Below are 20,340 nucleotides of genomic sequence, written 5' to 3' on the forward strand. Positions count from 1 at the left end.
GATGCTGCTGCGATTGCTATCTTCTGACTGGCTCAAAACGAAGCGGACGCCGGTCCGCTGGCTGACGGGGGCCGCCATTCTGGGCTATCCTGCGCTTCTGCTCTGGTATTTCGCCCGCCCTGTGCGTACGGCGGAGCTGCCCTATGAGATCCATCAGGCCTTTTTTCAATCGGCCAGCATTATTCTGCCTGTCGGCATAGGTTTGCTGGCCGGGCTGCTCGCGGCCCAGGAAGAGAACGCCGGGCATTTCAACGGCCTGCTGGGGCAGAGCGCCCCGAGAACGCTGATCTATCTAAGCAAGCTGCTGCAGCTGGTATTGCTGGTGACCGTATTCCTGTTCGGCTCTATGCTGGTGTTGTTATCCGGAATGCGCTATCTGCTGCATATCGGGCAGCCTGGCACCGGGATATTTATGCTCAGCGGCTTGCTTGCACTGGCGGGCAGCCTGGCTCTATGCGTGCTGCATTTGTTCCTGGCACTCGCCTTTGGGCTTGGCGCTTCTGTCGGAGCAGGAGGAGCGGGACTGCTGGTTGCGGCCATCATAGGCACCACTTCCATTGGAGAAGCTATCTGGCCTTGTGTACCTTGGTCCTGGCCGGCGCGGCTGGCCGGACTTCCAGCTTTGGCTATGCCCGGGCTCCCTCTGCCGGAGGGTTTCGCATTATCACGGTTTCTTCAGGATGAATTGATCTGTGGCCTCGTTCCGGCATGCATGGTATTTTTGCTTGCTTCCGTTTGTAGTATACTATGGTTTTGCAGATGGGAAGGCCGCAAGAGCTACGAGTAACACAAGATAGGAGGGATAAGGTGGGCAGAATTCTGATCATCGACGATGAGGTGGCCTTGGTTCTGCTGCTCACCGATGAGCTGCAGTCCAAAGGGCATGAGGTGCTGGCCGCTTATGACGGCAACGAAGGGGTCAGGCTGGCGGCCAGCGAGCCTGATCTGGTGATCCTCGACATTATGATGCCGGGGATGAACGGTTTTGAGGTCTGCCGCAGCATCCGGGACCGGGTAAGCTGCCCGATTATCTTCCTGAGCGCCAGGCAGTCCGAAGCGGACCGTGTGCGCGGGCTGACACTGGGCGGCGATGATTATGTGATCAAGCCGTTTGGCCTCCGGGAGCTGCTGGCCCGGATCGAGGCCAACCTGCGGCGGGAGGAGCGGTCGCGGCAGAAGCCCCAGCAGCAGAGCCGGCTGCGGTTCGGCAAGCTGGAGCTAAGCCTTAAGGAACGGCTGGTCAGTGTGGCAGGAGAGCCGGTTGCGCTAACCCGGCGGGAATATGAGATCACCGAGCTGCTGGCGCTGCATGGCGGGCAGGTTTTTTCGCGCGAGCATATTTATGAGAAGGTGTGGGGTTATGATGCCGAAGGGGATGCCTCCACCGTGGTGGAGCATGTCAAGAAAATCCGCGCCAAGCTGGCTGCTGCCGATCCATCCGGGGATTATATCTCTACAGTGTGGGGAATCGGCTATAAATGGACAAATCCGTAAGCAAGGAGCTGCTGTATGAACAAAAGACCGCTTAAAACCCAGTTTCAGCTGGCCTTCACCTATATTATCCTGGCCAGTGTAGTGGCGACGGTGATTACCTATGCATTTGCCGTGCTGCTCTTTATGCGGGTGGAGAACAAGCTGGTCTATCCCGCCAATCATTATGAGAAACGCCTGCCTGCCATCGAAAGCTACATTCTGCAGCAGCAGACGGCACTGCTTGCCTCTTCTGCCAGAACGGCGCTGGAAGCGGCGATACCGGGTGAGGGCATCACCTACCAGGTGGTGGACAGGAATGCAGATAAACTATATGGCACACTGGACACCGTACATATACAAGGACGAACGGAGCTGTACAAGCTGCTAAATACGACCTCCAGTGTTCAGGGGAGGTATGTGCGGACGGTGCCGATTATCGATGGGGAGGGTGCAGTCAAAGGGGCGGTACTGCTGTCCTATGCCCTGAAGCCTACCTATGTGAATGAATCCGGCAACTGGTGGCTGACAGTGATTTTTATCGGCGCACTGGTGTCACCCTTCCTTTATATCATCCTGTTCGCCCTGCTCTTCTCGCGGGTGGTGTCGAACAACATCAACAAGCCGCTGCGCCTGCTGATGGAGGCTGCCCGCAAGATTAAAGAGAAGGACCTTGACTTCGAAATCGGCTACCATTCGGACAATGAGCTGGGCCAGCTGAGCAGCGCTTTTGATGAAATGAAGACAGAACTGGAAAGCTCGCTCTCGGCACAGTGGCGGATGGAGCAGGAACGGGTAGAAATGGTCGAAGCGCTGGCGCATGATCTGAAGGCTCCGCTCTCCATTATCCGCAGCTACACCGAAGCGCTGATGGATTCAGGAGAGGCGGACGATGAAAAGCTGAGGCGCTATCTTGGCGTGATTCACGAGAATGCTGGTAAAAGCAGCGAGCTGGTGCGCCAGATGCAGTACACCTCGGATATGGAGCGGACGGATACCGTACTCCATGCGGAGACTTTTGAGCTGGCACCGTTTCTGGAACGCAAAATCCAGGCTTACAGGCTGGAGGCGGGCCGGAAAGGGATTGACATTATTCTGCGGATGGAAGACGCGGCGGGGATCTGCCTTTGCACCGATGCAGAGCTGCTGGAGCGTATTCTCGACAATGTGGTAATGAACAGCCTGGAATATACACCCGGCGGGGGTTCGGTTTCGATGTCCGTTGCCCTGCGCGGCAGCCGCGTCTTGTACGAAATCTGTGATACCGGCCCCGGCTTCAGCCGCAGGGATCTGGAAAAGGCTGTTCAGAAATTTTACCGGGGAGATGATGCCAGAGCCAGCAGGGACGGTCATTCCGGGCTTGGCCTGTATATTGCAAAACAGCTGGCTGCAAAGCTGGGCGGATCGATCCGGCTGCGCAACACACCGGAAGGCGGAGCCTGTGTGGTAGTGGAGCATGACCGCGGCGGGCAGTAGCGGATCGTATTTCCGTAACGATAGAGAGGGCAGCGGCATATAAGGAGAGATACACCCCCAATTAATGCCCCCGGCTTAATACTCCGCAAACATTTGCTTAGAACCTCCATGACGTTTCCTCTGTATAATCTATCCGACGGATAACGGTTCAAATGCAGGGGAATTTACTCGGGTGAGGGGAAAATGATTCGCATGAATAAATCTGCGGTACGCGCTTGGCTCATGTATGATTGGGCGAATTCAGCCTATGCGACAACGGTATTGGCAGCAGTGCTGCCAATCTTCTACAGTTCGGTGGCGGCGAGCGGCCTAAGTGAAAATACGGCAGCTTCATATCTCGCGTATACTCACGCGATCGGGATGGCACTGGTCGCGCTGGTGTCGCCGCTGCTTGGCTCCATTTCCGACCTGTCGGGCCGGAAAACCAGCTTTCTGACGGCATTTGCACTGCTTGGCATCGTCTCAACGATGGGCTTCGCCCTGGTCGGAGAGGGGGACTGGCTGCTCGCTTCCGCACTGCTGGTACTATCTACGCTTGGATTTGCCGGCAGCTTAACCTTTTATGACTCGATGCTGCCAGACCTGGTGCCCTCCGGGAAAAGAGAGGATGTCTCCGCCAAAGGTTATGCCCTTGGTTATGTAGGCGGCGGGGTGCTGCTGGCGGTTAATCTGCTGATGATTCAACAGCCGCAGCTGCTGGGTATGAAGGATACGCTGACCGGAACACGGCTCTCGTTCGTAACCGTCGGAATGTGGTGGCTGATCTTCTCCATTCCGGTCATCCGCCGTGTGCCTAATCTCCCCCGGCAGGCTGGCGGCTTAACTGCCGGCGGGTATGTTCGGGCAGCGGCCCGAAGAATCGGCGGTTCCTATCGTGACATCAAGCGATATCCGCAGCTGGTCCGGCTGATCGCTGCTTTCTGGTTCTACAATGATGGGATTAACACGATTATTTTAATGGCTACGATTTATGGAACGACGCTGGGGATCGGCTCGAGCGATCTGATTCTGGCGCTGCTGATTACACAGTTTGTCGGTTTTCCAAGCACGATCCTGCTCGGCAAAACTGCGGAACGCCTCGGTGCCAAACGGATGCTGCTGGTCTCGCTGTTCATCTATGTGCTGATTGTAATCCTCGGCTTCGGCATGACCCAAGCTATTCATTTTTATATCCTGGCGGTTATGGTGGGCCTGGTTCAGGGGGGAAGCCAGTCCATTTCCCGTTCCCTGCTTAGTGATCTGATGCCGCTGAAGCGCACCGGTGAGTTTTTTGGCTTTGTGAACATCACCAGCAAATTCTCTTCGATCTTTGGCCCGTTTGTCTTCGGGCTGACCCAGCAGCTCACCGGGAATCCAAGACTTGGCATTCTCTCCCTGCTGCTGTTCTTCGGGCTGGGGATTATGATAGTGCTGAAGCTCGATGTGGAGAAGGGGAAGCAGGACGCACTGCAGGATGGAGATCCGCCAGTTCCGCCGGCTCCGCCGCATATTCCGGCACATGCGGCAGCAGAGGTATAACCGCTGAATTGCTCTCCACGGACTCAGTGCTGCCCGGAGATAAATAAGTCTTGCACAGAGAGGCCTTCTTGACACCTGCCGCTGCGGAAGCGGCAGGTGTTGTGCGGCTGCAACCAGAAAAAACAGATCTCCCTGCGGAGATCTGCCCAGTTAATGTCCTATAAGGACGGCTTACACCGTACCCGTACGCCTTCAAGAGATAATGCCTGCCTCCCAAATCGGCTCGGCATACAGATTCCTAAGCTTGCTGCTGCATTCTTTGCCTGTATCGTAGGAACGGTCCCCCAGCACCTGCTTGAAACGCTCCAGCGCGCGGGCGGCTTCTGCCGGCACTGTGCTGTTCAGCCACGAAGCCAGAGCACGCAGCACTGTCCGTCCTTCCGCAAGCGCCTCCTCCCACAGGTCCCAGACACTTTCCGTCCGCACCTCGGAGTAGAGCGCCGAATGCCGCCACTCGCCGTGTTTTTCGTTCAGGTAATCGAGCTTCTCTTCCGCAGGGGACAGCTGTTGTGAAAACAGGCGGCGGGCCTTACCCCTGAGCAGCGATTTCTTCCAACCCTTGGGATCGTATAGCCATTTATGCGCTAAAATCATGTCGAGGTAGGCCTCATGCCAGATTTCAGACGGGAGGCGGCGGGACTCGGGATACCAGTCTGACGCTGTTTCGCGGAGAATAGTGTGGATCGGAAAGGGCAGGCGGGAACCCACGTTGATTTTTTTCCAGGCCGCATGCCGCCAGGTATCCAGCTGTTTCAGGCGCTTCATGAACAGCGTGTCAAGGACAATCTCAAAACGCTGGTGATTGCGGTGCTTGTAGCCTGCTTTCCAATTGATATAGGGATGAAGGTTGCGGTCCAGCAAATGGTGGGTAAGGAAACCCAGGAAATATTGCTGCGCCTCCTCCAGCTCACCGGAGGGAAGGGACAAAGCCCGCTGCCAGAAATCAATCAGTACAGGTCCGCAGTTCTCTGTGTGCATAAGGTCACCGAGGCGGATGGCCCGGGTATCCTTTTTCCAGGGAAGAAAGCTGTGGTACAGCAGGAAATCCGGCCCCTGACAGCCCAGGTGGTACAGCTCAGGACGTTTTTTCCTCTCCGCCAGAAAAGGGAAATCACGGCTGAATTCGTCCGCCAGCTGCTGCCCATACTCCAGATGCATCCAAATGTTCGGCATACAGTTCACCCCTTGTGATCGTAGTTAGCTCCAGTATACAGGCTTCATGTTAAAAGAGATTGAATAATGCTCAAGCGGATTGTAATTCTCTTGATGAGCAAGATGGTAAGCCGTCATACCGTGCCTCTTCACCTTTAGGTTACTCCTCACCCTAATCAATTTCAAGAAGTACAGCAATCGGGAAGAAACTGCTGCCGCCGCTTCATGCTATAATCGGGCGGTAAACACTCAAATAAAATGCAGAGGTGATCAGAGAATGGGATTCAAAGCAGGCCAGCTTTTTGTCAATTTGCCGGTAAATGATCTGCAGGCTTCGATTAACTTTTTTACGGCACTTGGTTTCGAATTCAATCTGCAGTATACCGATGAGAACGCCACATGTTTGATCATCAACGACAACACGTTTGCCATGCTGCTGACCAAAGAGTTCTTCAAAACGTTTGTCTCCAAGGAAATTACCGACACCTCCAGCCACACTGAGGTCATTATGGCCTTCTCCGCATCCAGCAGGGCAGAGGTGGACGAGCTGGTACACAAGGCGCTGGCTGCAGGCGGCACGAAATATAATGATCCGGTCGACCACGGATTCATGTACAGCTGGAGCTTCCAGGACATCGACGGGCATCTGTGGGAAACTATGTATATGGAAGAAGGCACGGCAGAGAACGCGTAACCATAGAGAATATGTGTCAAAAGATAGCAGGCCTCCTGAGTCGGGAGGCCTGCTTTTTTGACGGCTTGCTTAAGAACCCGACATAACTGCGCGGGCTTACATCTTAGCCGGATGGCAGCACGCATTCAAGAATATAGACAATGCACACGTTAAATATCCTTGAATTTCAATTTATGAAAACGCTATAATTGAAAATGATTACATAATTGAAGGAGTCTACCTATGAAAAAAGGCAGAATGTTCTACAAGATCTTTATCCCCATTCTGATTCTCGGCATTGGTCTGGTCATCAGCTTTGGCGGTTATATTTACTTAACGACCATCCATTCGGTCATTGACAGGGTCGCGGACAGCAAAAAGAGTCTGATCACCCAGATCAAAAACACGCTGGAGCAAAAAATAAAAACGATTGAATATGCTTTCAATACTTACAGCACCACCAATTCTTTCAGTGAGGTCATCAAAAATCCGATCACGGAGCGGGATTTTGAGGCCTATCGCGATATTAATTCCCAACTTAACTATATTGCCTCCATGGGAATGGACGGCGTTGAATATTCGCTGATCAGTCTGGTGAAGGACTGGCAGATTTCCAATGGCCGGCTGTCTTATTTGACGGAGGATGGCAAAAAAAAGCTGTCTGAGAGCTACATCGGCAACCAGAGCAACTCCCTGTTCTGGATCAAGACGGATACCGGCATCCGTTTCGTCAATACGCTGCCCGTCTTCTCACAGACGAAGCAGGCCATCGCTTTATCGGATATTTCGCTGCAGTCGCTGCAGCACACCCTGCAGACCGAAGAGAACACACCCGTATATCTGCTGAACCGGCAGGGGGATCTGCTCTATGAATCGGACTCCGCCCCCAGCTTGACCGGAGCCCAGCTGAGCCGCATTACGGAGACCGCCGGTAACATGAGCCAGACGGGAAGTGTGGTGCTGGATAAGGAGAAACATCAGGAGGTTACGGCGATCTACGCCAAATCTTCTTATAATAACTGGATCTATGTTACGCTTCTCAACAAGCAGGAAATAGCGGATGCCCTCAAGACCACCCGCTTCGGCTTGTTTATGATGGTTCTGGTCATTACGCTCCTGATTGTGGTCGTAGCCTACGTAATCGCAGTTTATTTCAACAAGCCGATCCAGAAGATCCAGCGGCGGCTGTCGGGCAGTACCCAGCCGGCGCTGAAGGATGAGATCGACTGGATCATCAGCTCCATCGACGACATCCTCATGGAGAAGGAAAGTCTGGAGGATTTGCTGGAATCGGAGCTGCCGCAGCTGGAAACCCAATTCATTCTTAATCTGTTCCGCAGCCGGATTACGGCGGAGGAGCTGGATCATAATATGTCCCGCTTCGGATATTCCCTTACCCAAGGCACGGTGTATGCAACGATGCTGATTCAGCTCGACAATTACGGGGAACGGCAGGCCAGCGACAAGGATCTGCTGCTTGTTGCCGTGAACAGGCTGGTGGAAGAGCTGGTTCCGGATTCGCGGCGGATGACCCCGATTCTGTTGAATGACCGGACGCAGGCCACGATTCTGATCTTTGAGGAAGGCAGCGGGCCCGGAAGCCGCAAGCAGGTGCTGGAGGATGCGAAGCGGATCGTCATCACAGTCAGGGATATCCTGAAGCTGTCGGTCAGTGTCGGAATCAGCGATTTCTACGCAGACCTTACCTTCAGCAAAGAGGCTTGTGAGATGAGCAAGCAGGCGCTGCATCACCGGCTGAATCTGGGCAAGGAATCTATTATTTTCTATGAGGATATTTCCAGAGTGATCTCGGGGCCGGTGCTGCTGCATTATCCGGCAGAGCTGGAGTCGCAGCTGTTCGATGCCATCCGGCTCGGGGATGAAGAGCAGGTGTCGCGTGCGCTCTACCCGCTGCTAGGCGAAATGATGAAGCACAGCAAGAATCCGCTCAATTTCGAAGTAATGCTGATCCGCTTCGTGAACAATCTGATCCAACTGGAGCAGCTGATCGGCGTGGAGGTATTGTTGACTGAGGATAATTACGCCCTGTATCACCGCCTGCTGGATATCCGCAACCCGGAGGAAATTGAGCGGATCCTTGTAAAGGAAGTCATTCAGCCGATGGTTGCTGCGATGAAGGAGAAGACCACCCGCCAGTTCCGCGGCCTGTCCGACCAGATTGCGAACATCGTACGCACTGAATATGATCAGGATCTGTCACTGGAGCTGATCGGTGAGCGCCTGCATTACAGCCCGAACTACTTAAGCAGTATCTTCAAGAAGGAATTCGGCCTGACCTTCAGTGAATATGTAATGGGCTATCGGCTGCAAATGGCAAAAAAATGGCTGGTGGAGACCGAGATGACGATCAAGGAAATTGCAGAGCGTCTCCAGTACCACAACCCGCAGAACTTTATCCGCTCTTTCCGCAAAAAGGAGCATGTCACACCGGGTGCTTACCGGGCCTTGAGGCAGGATAAGTGAAGCAGGATTAGCGGCACCAATTTCAAAAAAAACAAAAAACAGCCAGCTGCCATTTACGGAAGCTGGCTGTTTTTGTGCCGCTGCTGAAGTACTGCGGGTGGCCGGTTGTTCAGCCCTTTACGGCCCCCAGGAGAGCACCTTTAGTGAAATGCTTTTGCACAAACGGATAAGCGATCAGCATCGGTACAGTAGCGACGACAATAACAGCCATCTTGATCGTCTGAGCGGGCGGAATGACATCGACTGACGTACCTTCGGCCTGCATTCCGCTGGAGACGATGACGATCTGGCGCAGCAGCACTTGGATTGGCCATTTTGTGGAATCCGTAATGTACAGGATAGCGGTCATATAAGTGTTCCAGTAAGCTACGCCGTAGAACAGGGACAAGGTAGCGATGGAAGGCAGTGCCAGGGGCAGCATGATTTTGAGGAAGACGCCAAAGTCGTTGGACCCGTCAATTTTGGCCGATTCCTCTAATCCCTCTGGAAGTGCCTGGAAGAAGTTGCGCATGATGATCAGGTTGAAGGCGTTGATGGCGACCGGGAAGACCAGAGACCAGTAAGAGTCGATCAGTCCGAAGGCTTTGACCACTAAAAATGTAGGAATCATTCCCCCGCTGAACAGCATGGAGAATACGACGATAAAATTGATGATATCGCGGCCTGCCAGATACTTTCGGGATAGTCCGTAGGCCATCAGGGCGGTTAGGATCATGCTTACTACAGTACCGGCAAGGGTGACGCCGATAGATATGCCGAGGCCCCTAAAGATGGTGGGGGTAGACAGGATATAACGGTAGGCATCCAGAGAGAAGGTGGTCGGGAACAGGATGAATTTTTTCTCCACCACTTCCTGGGTTGAGGCAAAGGAGCTGGCAAACACGTTGACAAAAGGTAAAAGACAGATGAGGGCAATGAATGCCAGCAGGGTGGTGTTGACTATGGTGAACAGTTTGCTGCCCATAGTTTCTTTTTTTAATGAAGATTGTGCCATGCGGTTATCCTCCTTGTTATCGTTTCAATGACACTGTATCAGGGGGTCTTCATTCCGTATATAATCATTAGCTTTGGCATTGTCCAGGGTGGAAGAAGCAGGCGGAATCCGGCATAATCCTTATGTGCGGTCGGTATCCCTGCATAGGGTGAGCTTACGGAAAACGGCATAACGGCGCGGCTTCGCGGCCCAGAGTAACTAATGATTATTTACGTAACAGGCAAAGGACCGTAATCTGGGAAGCGTTACAGAAATGCGCTCAAGGAGGACGGTAGGGTGGAAGAAGCAAATGTCACCACGATGAAGAGGAAAGTGACACCGGAAAGGAAAAAGCGGACGGGACACAGCCTGCTGGGTCTAAAAAGAAACAAGTTATTGTATTTAATGATACTTCCGGGATTTTTGTATTTTGTTATTTTTAAGTACCTGCCTATGGGCGGGCTGATTATCGCTTTTCAGGATTACCAGCCTTTCCTCGGGATCACGGGCAGTCCCTGGGTCGGACTCAAGCATTTCATAAGGCTGTTTACAGAGCCCACCTTCTTTATGCTGCTGAAGAATACGCTGATCCTGTTTGCGCTGAATATCGTGATTTTTTTTCCGCTGCCGATTATTCTGGCGCTGATGCTTAATGAAGTCAGGCATAAGATGTTCAAAAATGTGGTCCAAACGATCATCTATATTCCCCACTTTCTCTCATGGGTCATCATTGTTTCCATTACTTATGTATTCATGAATGTGGACGGCGGGGTATTGAATGAGATCATTGCCGCCATGGGCGGACACAAAATCAGCTTCCTGACCTCTCCCGAATGGCTGCGCACCGTTTATATCGGCCAGATTATCTGGAAAGAGCTGGGCTGGTCCACGATTATTTATCTCGCGGCTATTACCGTCGTAGATACACAGCTGTACGAGGCTGCGGAAATGGACGGAGCGGCACGGCTGCGCAAAACCTGGCATGTCACCCTGCCGGCGATCCGTCCGGTTATCATTACTCTGCTGATTCTGAAAATCGGACATACCCTGGATCTGGGCTTCGAGCATATGTACCTGCTGATCAACTCCCTGAACCGGGAGGTCGGGGAAATTTTCGATACCTATATTTATACTGCCGGGCTCAAGAACGGCCAGCTCAGTTTCAGTACGACAGTTGGTTTGTTCAAAGGGGTCGTGGGTCTGATCCTCGTTATGCTGTCGAACAAACTGGCGAAAAAAATCGGGGAAGACGGTGTCTATTAGCATACCGCACTTGTGAATTCGTACCCACGCCAATGGCGGGGTGGAAGATACAGCAATGCCAATTCGTAATCAAAGGGGTAATGTTCATGAATCGCAATTACAAGAAACTGGCTGCTCTAATGCTGTGCAGCGGTCTGCTGCTTACCGCTTGCGGCGGAAACGCCAACAACAGCAAGGGCGGGTCAGAAAATGCGGCAGCCAGCGCCGGAGCAAATGGAGGAACGCAGGCCAAAACGAAGATTTCCTGGCTCAACGTTCTGCATACCGCTTCACCGCCAACCGATACCGTGCTGAACAAAATTGAAGAATTCACCAACGCTGACATCGAGTTTTCCTGGATTCCCGATGCCTCTAAGGAAGAGCGGATCAACACCTCGCTGGCCTCCGATTCTCTTGCAGATATCGTAACGCTGACGATTCTAGACAACTCTTCGGTCCGCAACGCATTGAAATCGGGCATGTTCTGGGAGGTGAGCCCTTATCTCGACGAATTCCCGAACCTGGCAGCGATTTCCCAGGATACCCGCACCTCAGCCTCCATTGAAGGCAAGCTGTATGGTGTGCCGTTCCAGAAGTCCAAAGCCAGAAACGGAGTCATTATCCGCAAGGACTGGCTGGATAAGCTGGGGCTTGCTGTTCCCAAAACAACCGCCGAACTGAAGGAAGTTGCGAAAGCGTTTACTGAAAAGGACCCGGACGGCAACGGCAAAAAGGATACTACCGGATTCATGGACCGCAGCGATCTGGTGTACGGGGCGTTCAAAACGCTCGGCTCCTATTTCGGAACCCCGAACAACTGGGCGGTGGACGATGCCGGTGTAATGACGCCCGAATTTGCAACGGAGGGCTACATCCAGACAATGGACTATATGAAAGCCTTGTATGACGGCGGCTACATTAACCAGGACTTTGCAGTAACGGCTAAGAACGATCAGCAACAGAATTTCGCGCAGGGAAAAGCCGGCATTTATGTAGGTGCGCTGTTTGACAGCAAAAACCTGCTGAACTTGGCCAAAGGCATCCAGGACGGCATGGAGCTGGTGATGGTCAATGACATTACTTCCACCGGCAAGCCTGAAGACCGGGCCATCTGGTCATCGAGTAATGGCATCGGCGGCCTGCTGTCCTTCCCTAAATCAGAGGTCAAAGATGAGACCGAACTGAAGCGGCTCCTGAAATTTGTCAACGACCTGATGAGTGATGAAGTGTACGCTCTGATGACATATGGTATCGAAGGCGTGCATTATACAGCAGATGCGAACCTAGCGGTAACCATCAAGGATACCGATCTGTGGCAGCAGGAGGTACAGCCGTTTGCAGCTTCCCGCCCGAATGAGACCGGGTACAAGATTCATGATGCTGATCCGCTGAAGGTGGAGGCCGAACGGCTGATCCAGGAGAATGCGGAATACGGGGTACTGAACCCGGCCTTTTCGCTTGAATCCGAAACCAATACTGCACAGGGCTCTGAACTGCAAAAGATTATTACTGACGCAACCTATAAATACATTCTCGGCAAAATGGGTCTGGATGAATTCAAAGGCGAAATTGATCAATGGAAGAAATCCGGCGGCAGCAAGATCATTTCCGAATACGAGGCTGCCTACAAAGCGGTAAATCCGTAGGTAGCGCGAAATTAATTCATGCCCTTTGGTACTCATAACCACTGGGCTTCTTCCCTGGCGGTTTCACTTTTTAGAGGAGCTCCATGCGTCTGCCAGGAGCTTCTCGATATTTCAATAGATCAGGAGGTCTTATATGAAAAAGAAATGGCTGGCCCAGGTGCTCATCGCAGGTCTGCTGGCAACAAGCTTTCCCGCCGGCGGTGTGCAAGCGGCTTCTCTGCAGGCTCTTCCCGCCTTTCCCGGCGCGGAAGGCGGTGGCAAATATGTAACCGGAGGCCGGGCACAAGCGGTATACGAGGTGACCACGCTTGCCGATTACAGCAGCAAAGACGCACCGGTTCCCGGCTCCTTGCGCGATGCGGTGAGCGGAAGCAACCGGACTATCGTATTCCGCGTGGGCGGGACGATCCACCTGAAGGAGTCGTTGAAGATTACCGGCTCTAATCTGACGATTGCAGGCCAGACCGCACCCGGTGACGGAATTACGGTCGCCGATTACACGACAAGCATAGAGGCGGATAATATCATTATACGGTACATGCGCTTCAGGCTCGGCGACCGGGTGGCCAGCGAAGACGATGCCTTCGGCTCACGCTACCATAAGGATATCATCATCGACCACAGCTCGTTCAGCTGGTCGGTGGATGAGGTTGTAAGTCTGTACGACAATGAAAATACCACTGTCCAGTGGTCGATCTCGGCGGAAAGCATGCTGATGACCACCCACCAGAAAGGGCGGCATGGCTATGGCGGAATTTGGGGCGGCAAGAATGCGAGCTATCACCACAACCTGATCGCCCACAGCGTCAGCCGCAACCCCCGGCTGCCCACGATCACCAGGCTCGCCGATCTTACAGAAATGACTAACAATGTCATTTACAACTGGGGTTTCGCTTCAACTTACGGCGGCGGAGCCGAAGGCTATCTGTACAATCTGACTAACAACTATTATAAGTACGGTCCAAACACTTACAGCAGTGTCAAGCGCCAGTTGTTCGGAGAACTGGCCCCGGTCACCCAGCTGTATCTGGCCGGCAACATGATGGATGGCAGCCCGGAAGTTACCACGGACAACTGGAAAGGGGTGCTGCGCTATTCAGACAGCTCAAAGCTGGCGGAGCCGGCGGTGATGCCCAATCCATATACGGCAGAACCGGCGGAAGAAGCCTATCTGAACGTGCTGGCGGACGCAGGCGCTACCCTGCCCCGGCGGGATGCCTACGATGCGCGCGTCATCAGTGATGTGAAGAACCGCACGGGACAGCACATTAATTCCCCGGCTGAAATCGGCGGGTATCCCGATTATCCCGAGACATCTTCAGCAGTAACGGATGCGGATCATGACGGGATGGACGATACCTGGGAACTTGCTCACGGACTGTCGCCTACAGACCCCGACGACCGCAATCAAGCGGAGTTGTCCCCGGAAGGCTATACGAATCTTGAAGTCTATCTGAATGGTCTGATCGAGGCGGCCGCAGCGGACGGAATGCATACGGACAATCCTGAAACCGCTGTCAACTATCCGCTGAACAACCAGATTGTTGAGGCGGGCAGCGATGTGACCGTGGAAGCTTCCGCCAGCGACAGGGACGGAATCGCCAAAGTGGAATTTATCATCAACGGCGTAAAGCAGGGCGAGGCAACGGAAGCACCGTACAGTTTTGCGTGGAACCATGTGCAGGATGGCACCTATTATCTGGTAGTCCAGGCCACGGACAATAAGGGTCTGAAGACTCAGTCCGATAATGTCGCTGTGCATGTCAACACCTCAGGCGACACCGGTCCGTGGACCTCACAAGACATCGGCCATCCGGGTATTGCGGGCCATACAGAGCTTGGTCTGCAGAGCGGGGAGATTACGGTCAAATCATCCGGGCTTGTCGGGGCGACCTCGGAGAGTGAAAGTGCCGCAGACAACTTTCAGTTCGCCTACCAGCCGCTGAAGGGCAATGGGGAGATCATCGCCAAGATTGAATCGGTGACGCCGACCGATGATTATGCCAAGGCTGGCGTGATGATCAGAGACAGTCTGGATGACAATGCCAAGATGGCGATGCTAGCCATACCCTATGTCAAATACGGTAAGAAAGGCGTGCTGATTACCCGTTCCGCCACAGGAGCGAAAGTAGTCAAGAAGGAGCCCGGAAACTTCATCAGCACCCCGTATTGGGTGAAGCTGGTCCGGCTTGGTGACGAGATTACGGGGCTGGTGTCACCGGATAAGACGACATGGAGCAAGATGGGAACGGTGAGCCTCGATCTGGGAGACACCGCCTACTTTGGCCTTGCCGCCGATGCTGCCCAGGCGGATAACCAGGTGAGCAGGTACAACACCTCCCGATTCAGCGGTGTGGAGCTGAAGACGCTGGATGAGCGTTATCCTTCTGCTCCGTCCGGGCTCAAGGCAACGGCGGGCAGCAGTGCAAAGATTAGGCTGAGCTGGGAGAAGACAAAGTCTGCCGAGTCTTACACTGTGAAGCGCAGCGAGGTGCCGGGCGGCCCCTACTCAACAATTGCCGCAGGCCTTGCGGAGACCAGGTACACCGATTCCGGAACCAGCCCAGGCAAAACCTACTATTATGTGGTCAGTGCGGTGAATGAATCCGGAGAAAGCTTCGATTCGGCAGAAGCCGGCGCCAAGGCATTGGCAGATGGCGGTAATATCTATTATGTCGAAGAAGATTATGAACAGGCTGCGCTGGATATCCCCCCGGTTTACTATGAGGTAGCGCCGGACCCGCAGACCGATACGCAGAAGGTTGCCGTCTCCGCCACTCCGTCAATGAGCATGGGCAACGGCTCACAGCGGGTGTTGGGCGTATACGATACAGGCAGCGGCAATGTGCAGTTTGTCCGCAAATTCACCCCGGTTGCGGGGGCGCTGGTAATCGAAGCTGACTTCATGTTCGCGGCGGAATCAGGAACCTCGGTGCTGCTGCAGGCCCAGAATGCCGATGGAAGCAAAACCGCATTCTCCCTGGAGAGCCGCAAGCCAACGCTTCCCGCAGCCGGCAGCAAATACACGCTGACCGTCAGCAGGGGAAGCAGCCAGTATCATCAACTGATGAACTCCTATTCCCTCGGCCAGTGGTATAATCTCAAGCTGAAAGCTGATGTTCAGGGGAGCAAGGTGGATATCTATATCGACAATCAGCCGGCAGGCAGCTTTCCATTCACGACCGCTAATTTCGGAAGCTACGGGATCGGGCGTATTTTGTCTAAAACACCGGGCGGAGGATCGGGCAATTATTATTTCGATAATCTGAAGGTATATGCGGAACCGGTCGAAACACCGCTTGGCCTGACCGGCTTCCCCGGTAACGGGGCGGCCCAGCTGAAATGGCCGGCACTGGGAGGTGCAGCAGCCTACAATGTGAAACGGAGTCTGACCAGCGGCGGTCCTTATGACCTGATCGCAAGCAGTATTGCAGAACTTTCCTATGTCGATGCAGCCGTCGTCAATGATACCACTTACTATTATGTCATCACAGCGGCCGGACCGGCCGGGGAATCCGGGATCTCCAATGAAGTCAGCATCACTCCATCCGCTTCTGCACTGAAGCTTCCAGCACCGGAAGGGCTTGCAGCGGTAAGCCGCAACGCTCAGCTTGATCTGAGCTGGAGTGCGGTTGATGATGCTGCGGGATATACAATCAAGAGGTGGAATGAAGCAGCGGGCAGCTATGAAACGCTGGCAGATAACATTGCAGGTACGGCTTACCGCATCGGCGGCCTCGTGAACGGTCAACGCTACCGGTTCACGGTTTCGGGCACCAACGTTGCCGGGGAGGGTGCGGCCTCGGAGCCTGTTGAGGCGGTTCCCGCCGCTCCGCCGGGAACCCCAAAGGTCGTTGCGCTGGCCGGCGATAGCACAGTAGCACTGACCTGGGCGGCGGCCAACGGAGCAGACCGCTATACGGTCACACGCGCATTATCGGCAAGCGGCCCTTATGAAATCCTGGCTGCAGGTATCGCCAGCACAAGTTACACCGATAACCGTGCGGCTAACGGCACACCGTACTATTACAAGGTGTCGGCGGCCGGTGCGGGGGGCAGCGGGTTAGATTCCGCAGCCGTCGCGGCTGTGCCGTACAAGGAGAACGGCCAGCCTCCTGCTCCGCAGGGACTTATGGCTGAACCCGGCAGCGGTGAAGTCAGCTTAAGCTGGAATCCGGCGGAGGGAGCCGTCAGCTACCGGATCATTCGTGCGGAGAATGGCGGTCCATACGCTGTCGTTGCCGACGGTATTAAAGCAGCGGCGTATACAGATACCGGGCTTCGGAACGGCACCACCTATGTCTACGCGGTCATTGCCTTAGGCAGCGGCGCCGGGAGTCTGCCATCGCAGGCGGTTCAAGAAACTCCGGCACAGGCCATTGTGGTTGATGCCGCAGGTGCAGGGGATTTCAAGACTCTTGCGGAAGCCGTTCAGGCGGTTCCCGACTACAGCGGGTTACCCACTGTTATTAAGGTGATGGACGGGATTTACCGGGAAAAGGTGCTGGTGCCTGCAAGCAAACAGCATCTTCGCATCCTCGGCAGCAGCCGGGAAGGCACAGTGCTGGTGAACGGCGATTCGGCCAAGACGCTGGGTGCAGACGGTAAGGAATTGGGCACCAGCGGGAGCTATACCCTGAGGACGGCGGGAGCGGATTTCACCTTGGAAAATATGACGGTAGAGAACAGTGCCGGACGGGATGCCGGGCAGGCTGTGGCGCTGTATGCCGAGGGGGATCGCGGAGTTTACCGCAATGTCAAGCTTCTTGGCCATCAGGATACTTTGTTCGCAGATAAGGGCAGGGCGTATTTCGTGGACAGCCTCATCGAAGGCACGGTCGATTTCATCTTCGGCAATGCCGCCGCCGTCTTCGAGAACAACGAGATCCGGAGTGTCGGCGCGGGTTATATCACCGCTCCTTCCACGGAAGCGGGCAAACCGGGCTATGTGTTCCTGAACAGCCGGCTGACCGCCAGTGCACAGGTGGCACCCGGCACCGTTGATCTCGGCAGGCCGTGGAGAGATTACGGCAGCTCCACTTTTATTCATACGGATATGGCGGAGCATATCCGCCCGACAGGCTGGCATGAATGGTATGAAGGCCGCTCTAAGACTGCCCGGTTCTCTGAATACTTAAGCATCGGGGCGGGAGCGGATGCCGCTGCACGCTACAACTGGTCTAGACAGCTTACCGCAGGGGAAGCGGCAGCCTATGCCGTCCAATCGGTGCTTGGCGGCAGCGACGGCTGGAATCCGCAGACTCCCGTTGTTGTACCCGGAGCTGAAGATGTACCGGTGTCACGAGTAACCTCAATTACAGTGAAAGGGGCAGACAATATCAGCGCCATTGAAGCGGATAAGGGGACTCTCCAGCTTCAGGCGGAGGTACTGCCGAAACAGGCGGCGAACCGGAACGTTGTCTGGACCGTGACAGAGACAGACGGCCTCACTTCAACCGCCAAAGCGGCTATCGATCAGAACGGGCTGCTGAAGGCAAGGCTGAACGGGACGGTGCGGGTGACCGCCAGCGCGGCGGACGGCAGCGGAATCAGCGCCAGCCTGGATATTGCCATCAGCGGCCAGCAGGAGGCAGCGGCGGATATGCCTTCGGCAACCCTGACTGGACCTGAAACTGTAACAGCCGGTGAGGAATTCGTGTACCGCGCTGGGTTGGCTAATGTTACTGCTTCTGTTTACAAGGACGTCTACGGAGTGGAGTTTGCCCTCGATTATGACCCAACGGGGATTGAATTTCTCTCGGCCCGGAAGCTGGTGGACGGATTTGAGCTGAGCCATGTTTCCGAGGGCGATCCGGGCTATATTGTGATCCGTGCCGCCGCCACTGGGGCGGAACATGCCATTACTGCCGGTGCCGGCTTCATTGAACTTCGCTTCCGCGCCCGGAAGACTGCAAAAGAAGTACTGGCGCCGCTTGGATTTGTTGCCTTCCGGGGATATGATGGAAGGCAGGATTATGATATTCCGTATGCGGCAGGAATAATCGTCCGGGTGGTTCCTGTACCGGTGAAGCAGATCAGGGTAGCTTCCACGGGAGAGGTGAGCGAGTTGTTCACCGGTCAAACGCTGCAAATGCTGGCAGAGGTTCAGCCGCCAGAGGCTGCCGGCCAGACGGTAGTCTGGTCCGTGCGGAATGGGGAGGGTTCATCCGGCGCAAGGGCATCCATCACCGGCGGGGGGCTGCTGACCGCTCTTTCGGCGGGTGAGGTGATCGTAACAGCGGCAGCGGGCAGCGGCTCCGGTACCGCCGGAACCCTGAAGCTGACCATTAAGAACCCGGATACGGCCTCGCCGCCGGGAACAAGCGCCCCGGCTGCTAGTCCTCAGGAGAAGAAACCGCCGGAAGCTACAGCGGGAGCGGCTGGCATTGCCATTACGGTCACGGGGAATGCTGGCGGCAAAGCTGCCGTCGAGCTGTCTAGTGATGTTGTGCGGCAGGCGGTGGGCCTAATTCAGGAGGGGACGCTGCGGATTAGCATGAAGCTGCCGGCAGACATTACGGCGGTTGAACTGGTGCTCCCCGCACAAGAATTGCTTAAGGCTGCCTCGCAGGGGGTCCGGACTGTAGAGGCCGATCTGGGCCTGACCAGCTTCGTGATTGATTCCGGCCTGATACTCAAGGCGGCCGGATCAGACGCAGCTTCCATCAAGCTTGCCGCCGCCCGGATGGACAGCAGGCAGCTTGCAGTTCAGGCAGACAACATCGGTAGCGCATACGAGTTGGGTTTCACCGTGGACGGGAAACCTGTGGACAGCTTCGGCGGCGGCCTGAAGGTGAATCTGAACTATGAGCGTCCAGTCCATGCGGATGCGGATACCGTTGTCGCTTACTGCATTAATGAAGACGGCTTAGAGGTTGTCAGAAACTCCGCTTACCATCCGCAGAGCGGTAGAGTGGCCTTCAGGCCGGAACATTTCAGTATCTATGCTGCAGGTTATGCGGAGGTTGCCTTCACCGATCTATCCGGCTTGGCCTGGGCGCAGGACAGCATTGAAGCTTTGGCAGCGCGGGGAGTTGTGCAGGGCCCTGAACCACAAGCTTTCAGACCGGAACAGAATGTTACCCGGGCCGGTTTTCTGAAGATGCTGCTGCTGGCTCTGGATCTGCCGCTTAGCGGCGGGGACAGCAAGTTCCGTGATGTGGCTGCCGGTGACTGGTATTACAGCTATGCTGCCGCTGCCGGGCAGCTGGGCATTGTGCGGGGCAGAACGGATGGAACCTTCGATGCACATGAAAGCATAACCCGGGAAGAGATGGCACTGATGGCTTACCGGGCGGCGGAGCAGGCAGGCTTGCAGCTTCAAGCTGCGGGTCCGGCACCGGACTATGCAGACAGCCCGCAGATTTCAGTGGATGCCCTTGCGGCCGTTCAGTCCATGAGCGGCGCAGGAATCATCCAAGGTGTCGGCAATGATCTCTACTCGCCCAAGGCTTATGCTTCACGGGCACAGGCTGCGGTCATTGTCCGACGGTTGTTCCAGAAAAGACCCTGACTTCTAAAGCTACATTCAGGGGCTGTCCCCAAAGAGGAGTTTCCAACCCCTGAAATAGTCTTGTGAAAAAAAGTCCGTAAACACAACAGAGCAGCGATTCTCCACTTATTGGAGAGTCGCTGCTCTGTTGTGTTTGGTCATTGGCTGCTTGCTTGAGGAGATTATGTGTTCGCTGCAGGTCCAATGGAGTGGA

Annotated in this window: 11 protein-coding genes; 9 read left to right on the plus strand and 2 right to left on the minus strand. The window is 54.8% G+C overall.

What is annotated here, in order from left to right; translation table 11 throughout:
* Nucleotide 1 precedes the first annotated feature (1 nt).
* The 4 genes from PGRAT_RS10725 (at nt 2) to PGRAT_RS10740 (ending at nt 4,464) form a co-directional block, all read left to right on the plus strand.
* Entirely contained in the window at nt 2-787 is a 786-nt protein-coding gene (locus PGRAT_RS10725; RefSeq protein ID WP_025706939.1) for a lantibiotic immunity ABC transporter MutG family permease subunit, read from the plus strand.
* 20 nt (nt 788-807) lie between these two features.
* The gene (locus tag PGRAT_RS10730; protein ID WP_025706938.1) at nt 808-1,494 is read left to right on the plus strand and encodes a response regulator transcription factor; all 687 of its coding nucleotides are present in this window, start codon (nt 808-810) and stop codon (nt 1,492-1,494) included.
* Between the two features lie 15 nt (nt 1,495-1,509).
* Nucleotides 1,510-2,946 (plus strand): sensor histidine kinase, encoded by a 1,437-nt coding sequence (locus tag PGRAT_RS10735; RefSeq protein WP_025706937.1) that lies wholly within the window; start codon nt 1,510-1,512, stop codon nt 2,944-2,946.
* A 192-nt stretch (nt 2,947-3,138) separates the two neighbouring features.
* On the plus strand, nt 3,139-4,464 hold the full coding sequence (locus tag PGRAT_RS10740; RefSeq protein ID WP_042266538.1) for an MFS transporter: 1,326 nt from the start codon (nt 3,139-3,141) through the stop codon (nt 4,462-4,464).
* A 192-nt stretch (nt 4,465-4,656) separates the two neighbouring features.
* On the opposite strand, the gene PGRAT_RS10745 is transcribed toward PGRAT_RS10740, so the two are convergent.
* Nucleotides 4,657-5,637, minus strand: a complete 981-nt coding sequence (locus PGRAT_RS10745) for a zinc dependent phospholipase C family protein (protein ID WP_025707814.1) — start codon at nt 5,635-5,637, stop codon at nt 4,657-4,659.
* A 256-nt stretch (nt 5,638-5,893) separates the two neighbouring features.
* On the opposite strand from PGRAT_RS10745, the gene PGRAT_RS10750 reads away from it, so the two are divergent.
* Both PGRAT_RS10750 and PGRAT_RS10755 read left to right on the plus strand, forming a co-directional pair.
* The gene (locus tag PGRAT_RS10750) at nt 5,894-6,310 is read left to right on the plus strand and encodes a VOC family protein (RefSeq protein WP_025707813.1); all 417 of its coding nucleotides are present in this window, start codon (nt 5,894-5,896) and stop codon (nt 6,308-6,310) included.
* A 222-nt stretch (nt 6,311-6,532) separates the two neighbouring features.
* Nucleotides 6,533-8,773 (plus strand): AraC family transcriptional regulator, encoded by a 2,241-nt coding sequence (locus PGRAT_RS10755; RefSeq protein WP_042266540.1) that lies wholly within the window; start codon nt 6,533-6,535, stop codon nt 8,771-8,773.
* Between the two features lie 109 nt (nt 8,774-8,882).
* Here the strand turns inward: PGRAT_RS10755 and PGRAT_RS10760 are convergent, their stop codons facing one another.
* Nucleotides 8,883-9,767, minus strand: coding sequence for a carbohydrate ABC transporter permease (locus PGRAT_RS10760; protein ID WP_025705103.1), 885 nt, complete (start codon nt 9,765-9,767; stop codon nt 8,883-8,885).
* Nucleotides 9,768-10,067: 300 nt separating this feature from the next.
* On the opposite strand from PGRAT_RS10760, the gene PGRAT_RS10765 reads away from it, so the two are divergent.
* The 3 genes from PGRAT_RS10765 to PGRAT_RS10775 all read left to right on the plus strand — a co-directional run bounded on the left by PGRAT_RS10765 (nt 10,068) and on the right by PGRAT_RS10775 (nt 20,147).
* A complete protein-coding gene (locus PGRAT_RS10765) occupies nt 10,068-11,009 on the plus strand; it encodes an ABC transporter permease (protein WP_042267990.1) in 942 nt (313 codons plus the stop codon).
* Nucleotides 11,010-11,095: 86 nt separating this feature from the next.
* The gene (locus PGRAT_RS10770; protein ID WP_025705101.1) at nt 11,096-12,634 is read left to right on the plus strand and encodes an extracellular solute-binding protein; all 1,539 of its coding nucleotides are present in this window, start codon (nt 11,096-11,098) and stop codon (nt 12,632-12,634) included.
* Between the two features lie 133 nt (nt 12,635-12,767).
* On the plus strand, nt 12,768-20,147 hold the full coding sequence (locus PGRAT_RS10775; protein ID WP_052415709.1) for a pectinesterase family protein: 7,380 nt from the start codon (nt 12,768-12,770) through the stop codon (nt 20,145-20,147).
* The last annotated feature ends 193 nt before the right edge of the window (nt 20,148-20,340 follow it).

The sequence above is a fragment of the Paenibacillus graminis genome (assembly GCF_000758705.1).
Lineage (GTDB): Bacteria > Bacillota > Bacilli > Paenibacillales > Paenibacillaceae > Paenibacillus_AQ > Paenibacillus_AQ graminis.

What these genes read in the sequence shown, in the direction of transcription:
- PGRAT_RS10725 (WP_025706939.1), top strand. Translation starts at nt 2, where the DNA reads ATGCTGCTGCGATTGCTATCTTCTGACTGGCTCAAAACGAAGCGGACG.
- PGRAT_RS10735 (WP_025706937.1), top strand. Translation starts at nt 1,510, where the DNA reads ATGAACAAAAGACCGCTTAAAACCCAGTTTCAGCTGGCCTTCACCTAT.
- PGRAT_RS10740 (WP_042266538.1), top strand. Translation starts at nt 3,139, where the DNA reads ATGAATAAATCTGCGGTACGCGCTTGGCTCATGTATGATTGGGCGAAT.
- PGRAT_RS10745 (WP_025707814.1), bottom strand. Translation starts at nt 5,637, where the DNA reads ATGCCGAACATTTGGATGCATCTGGAGTATGGGCAGCAGCTGGCGGAC.
- PGRAT_RS10750 (WP_025707813.1), top strand. Translation starts at nt 5,894, where the DNA reads ATGGGATTCAAAGCAGGCCAGCTTTTTGTCAATTTGCCGGTAAATGAT.
- PGRAT_RS10755 (WP_042266540.1), top strand. Translation starts at nt 6,533, where the DNA reads ATGAAAAAAGGCAGAATGTTCTACAAGATCTTTATCCCCATTCTGATT.
- PGRAT_RS10760 (WP_025705103.1), bottom strand. Translation starts at nt 9,767, where the DNA reads ATGGCACAATCTTCATTAAAAAAAGAAACTATGGGCAGCAAACTGTTC.
- PGRAT_RS10765 (WP_042267990.1), top strand. Translation starts at nt 10,068, where the DNA reads ATGAAGAGGAAAGTGACACCGGAAAGGAAAAAGCGGACGGGACACAGC.
- PGRAT_RS10770 (WP_025705101.1), top strand. Translation starts at nt 11,096, where the DNA reads ATGAATCGCAATTACAAGAAACTGGCTGCTCTAATGCTGTGCAGCGGT.
- PGRAT_RS10775 (WP_052415709.1), top strand. Translation starts at nt 12,768, where the DNA reads ATGAAAAAGAAATGGCTGGCCCAGGTGCTCATCGCAGGTCTGCTGGCA.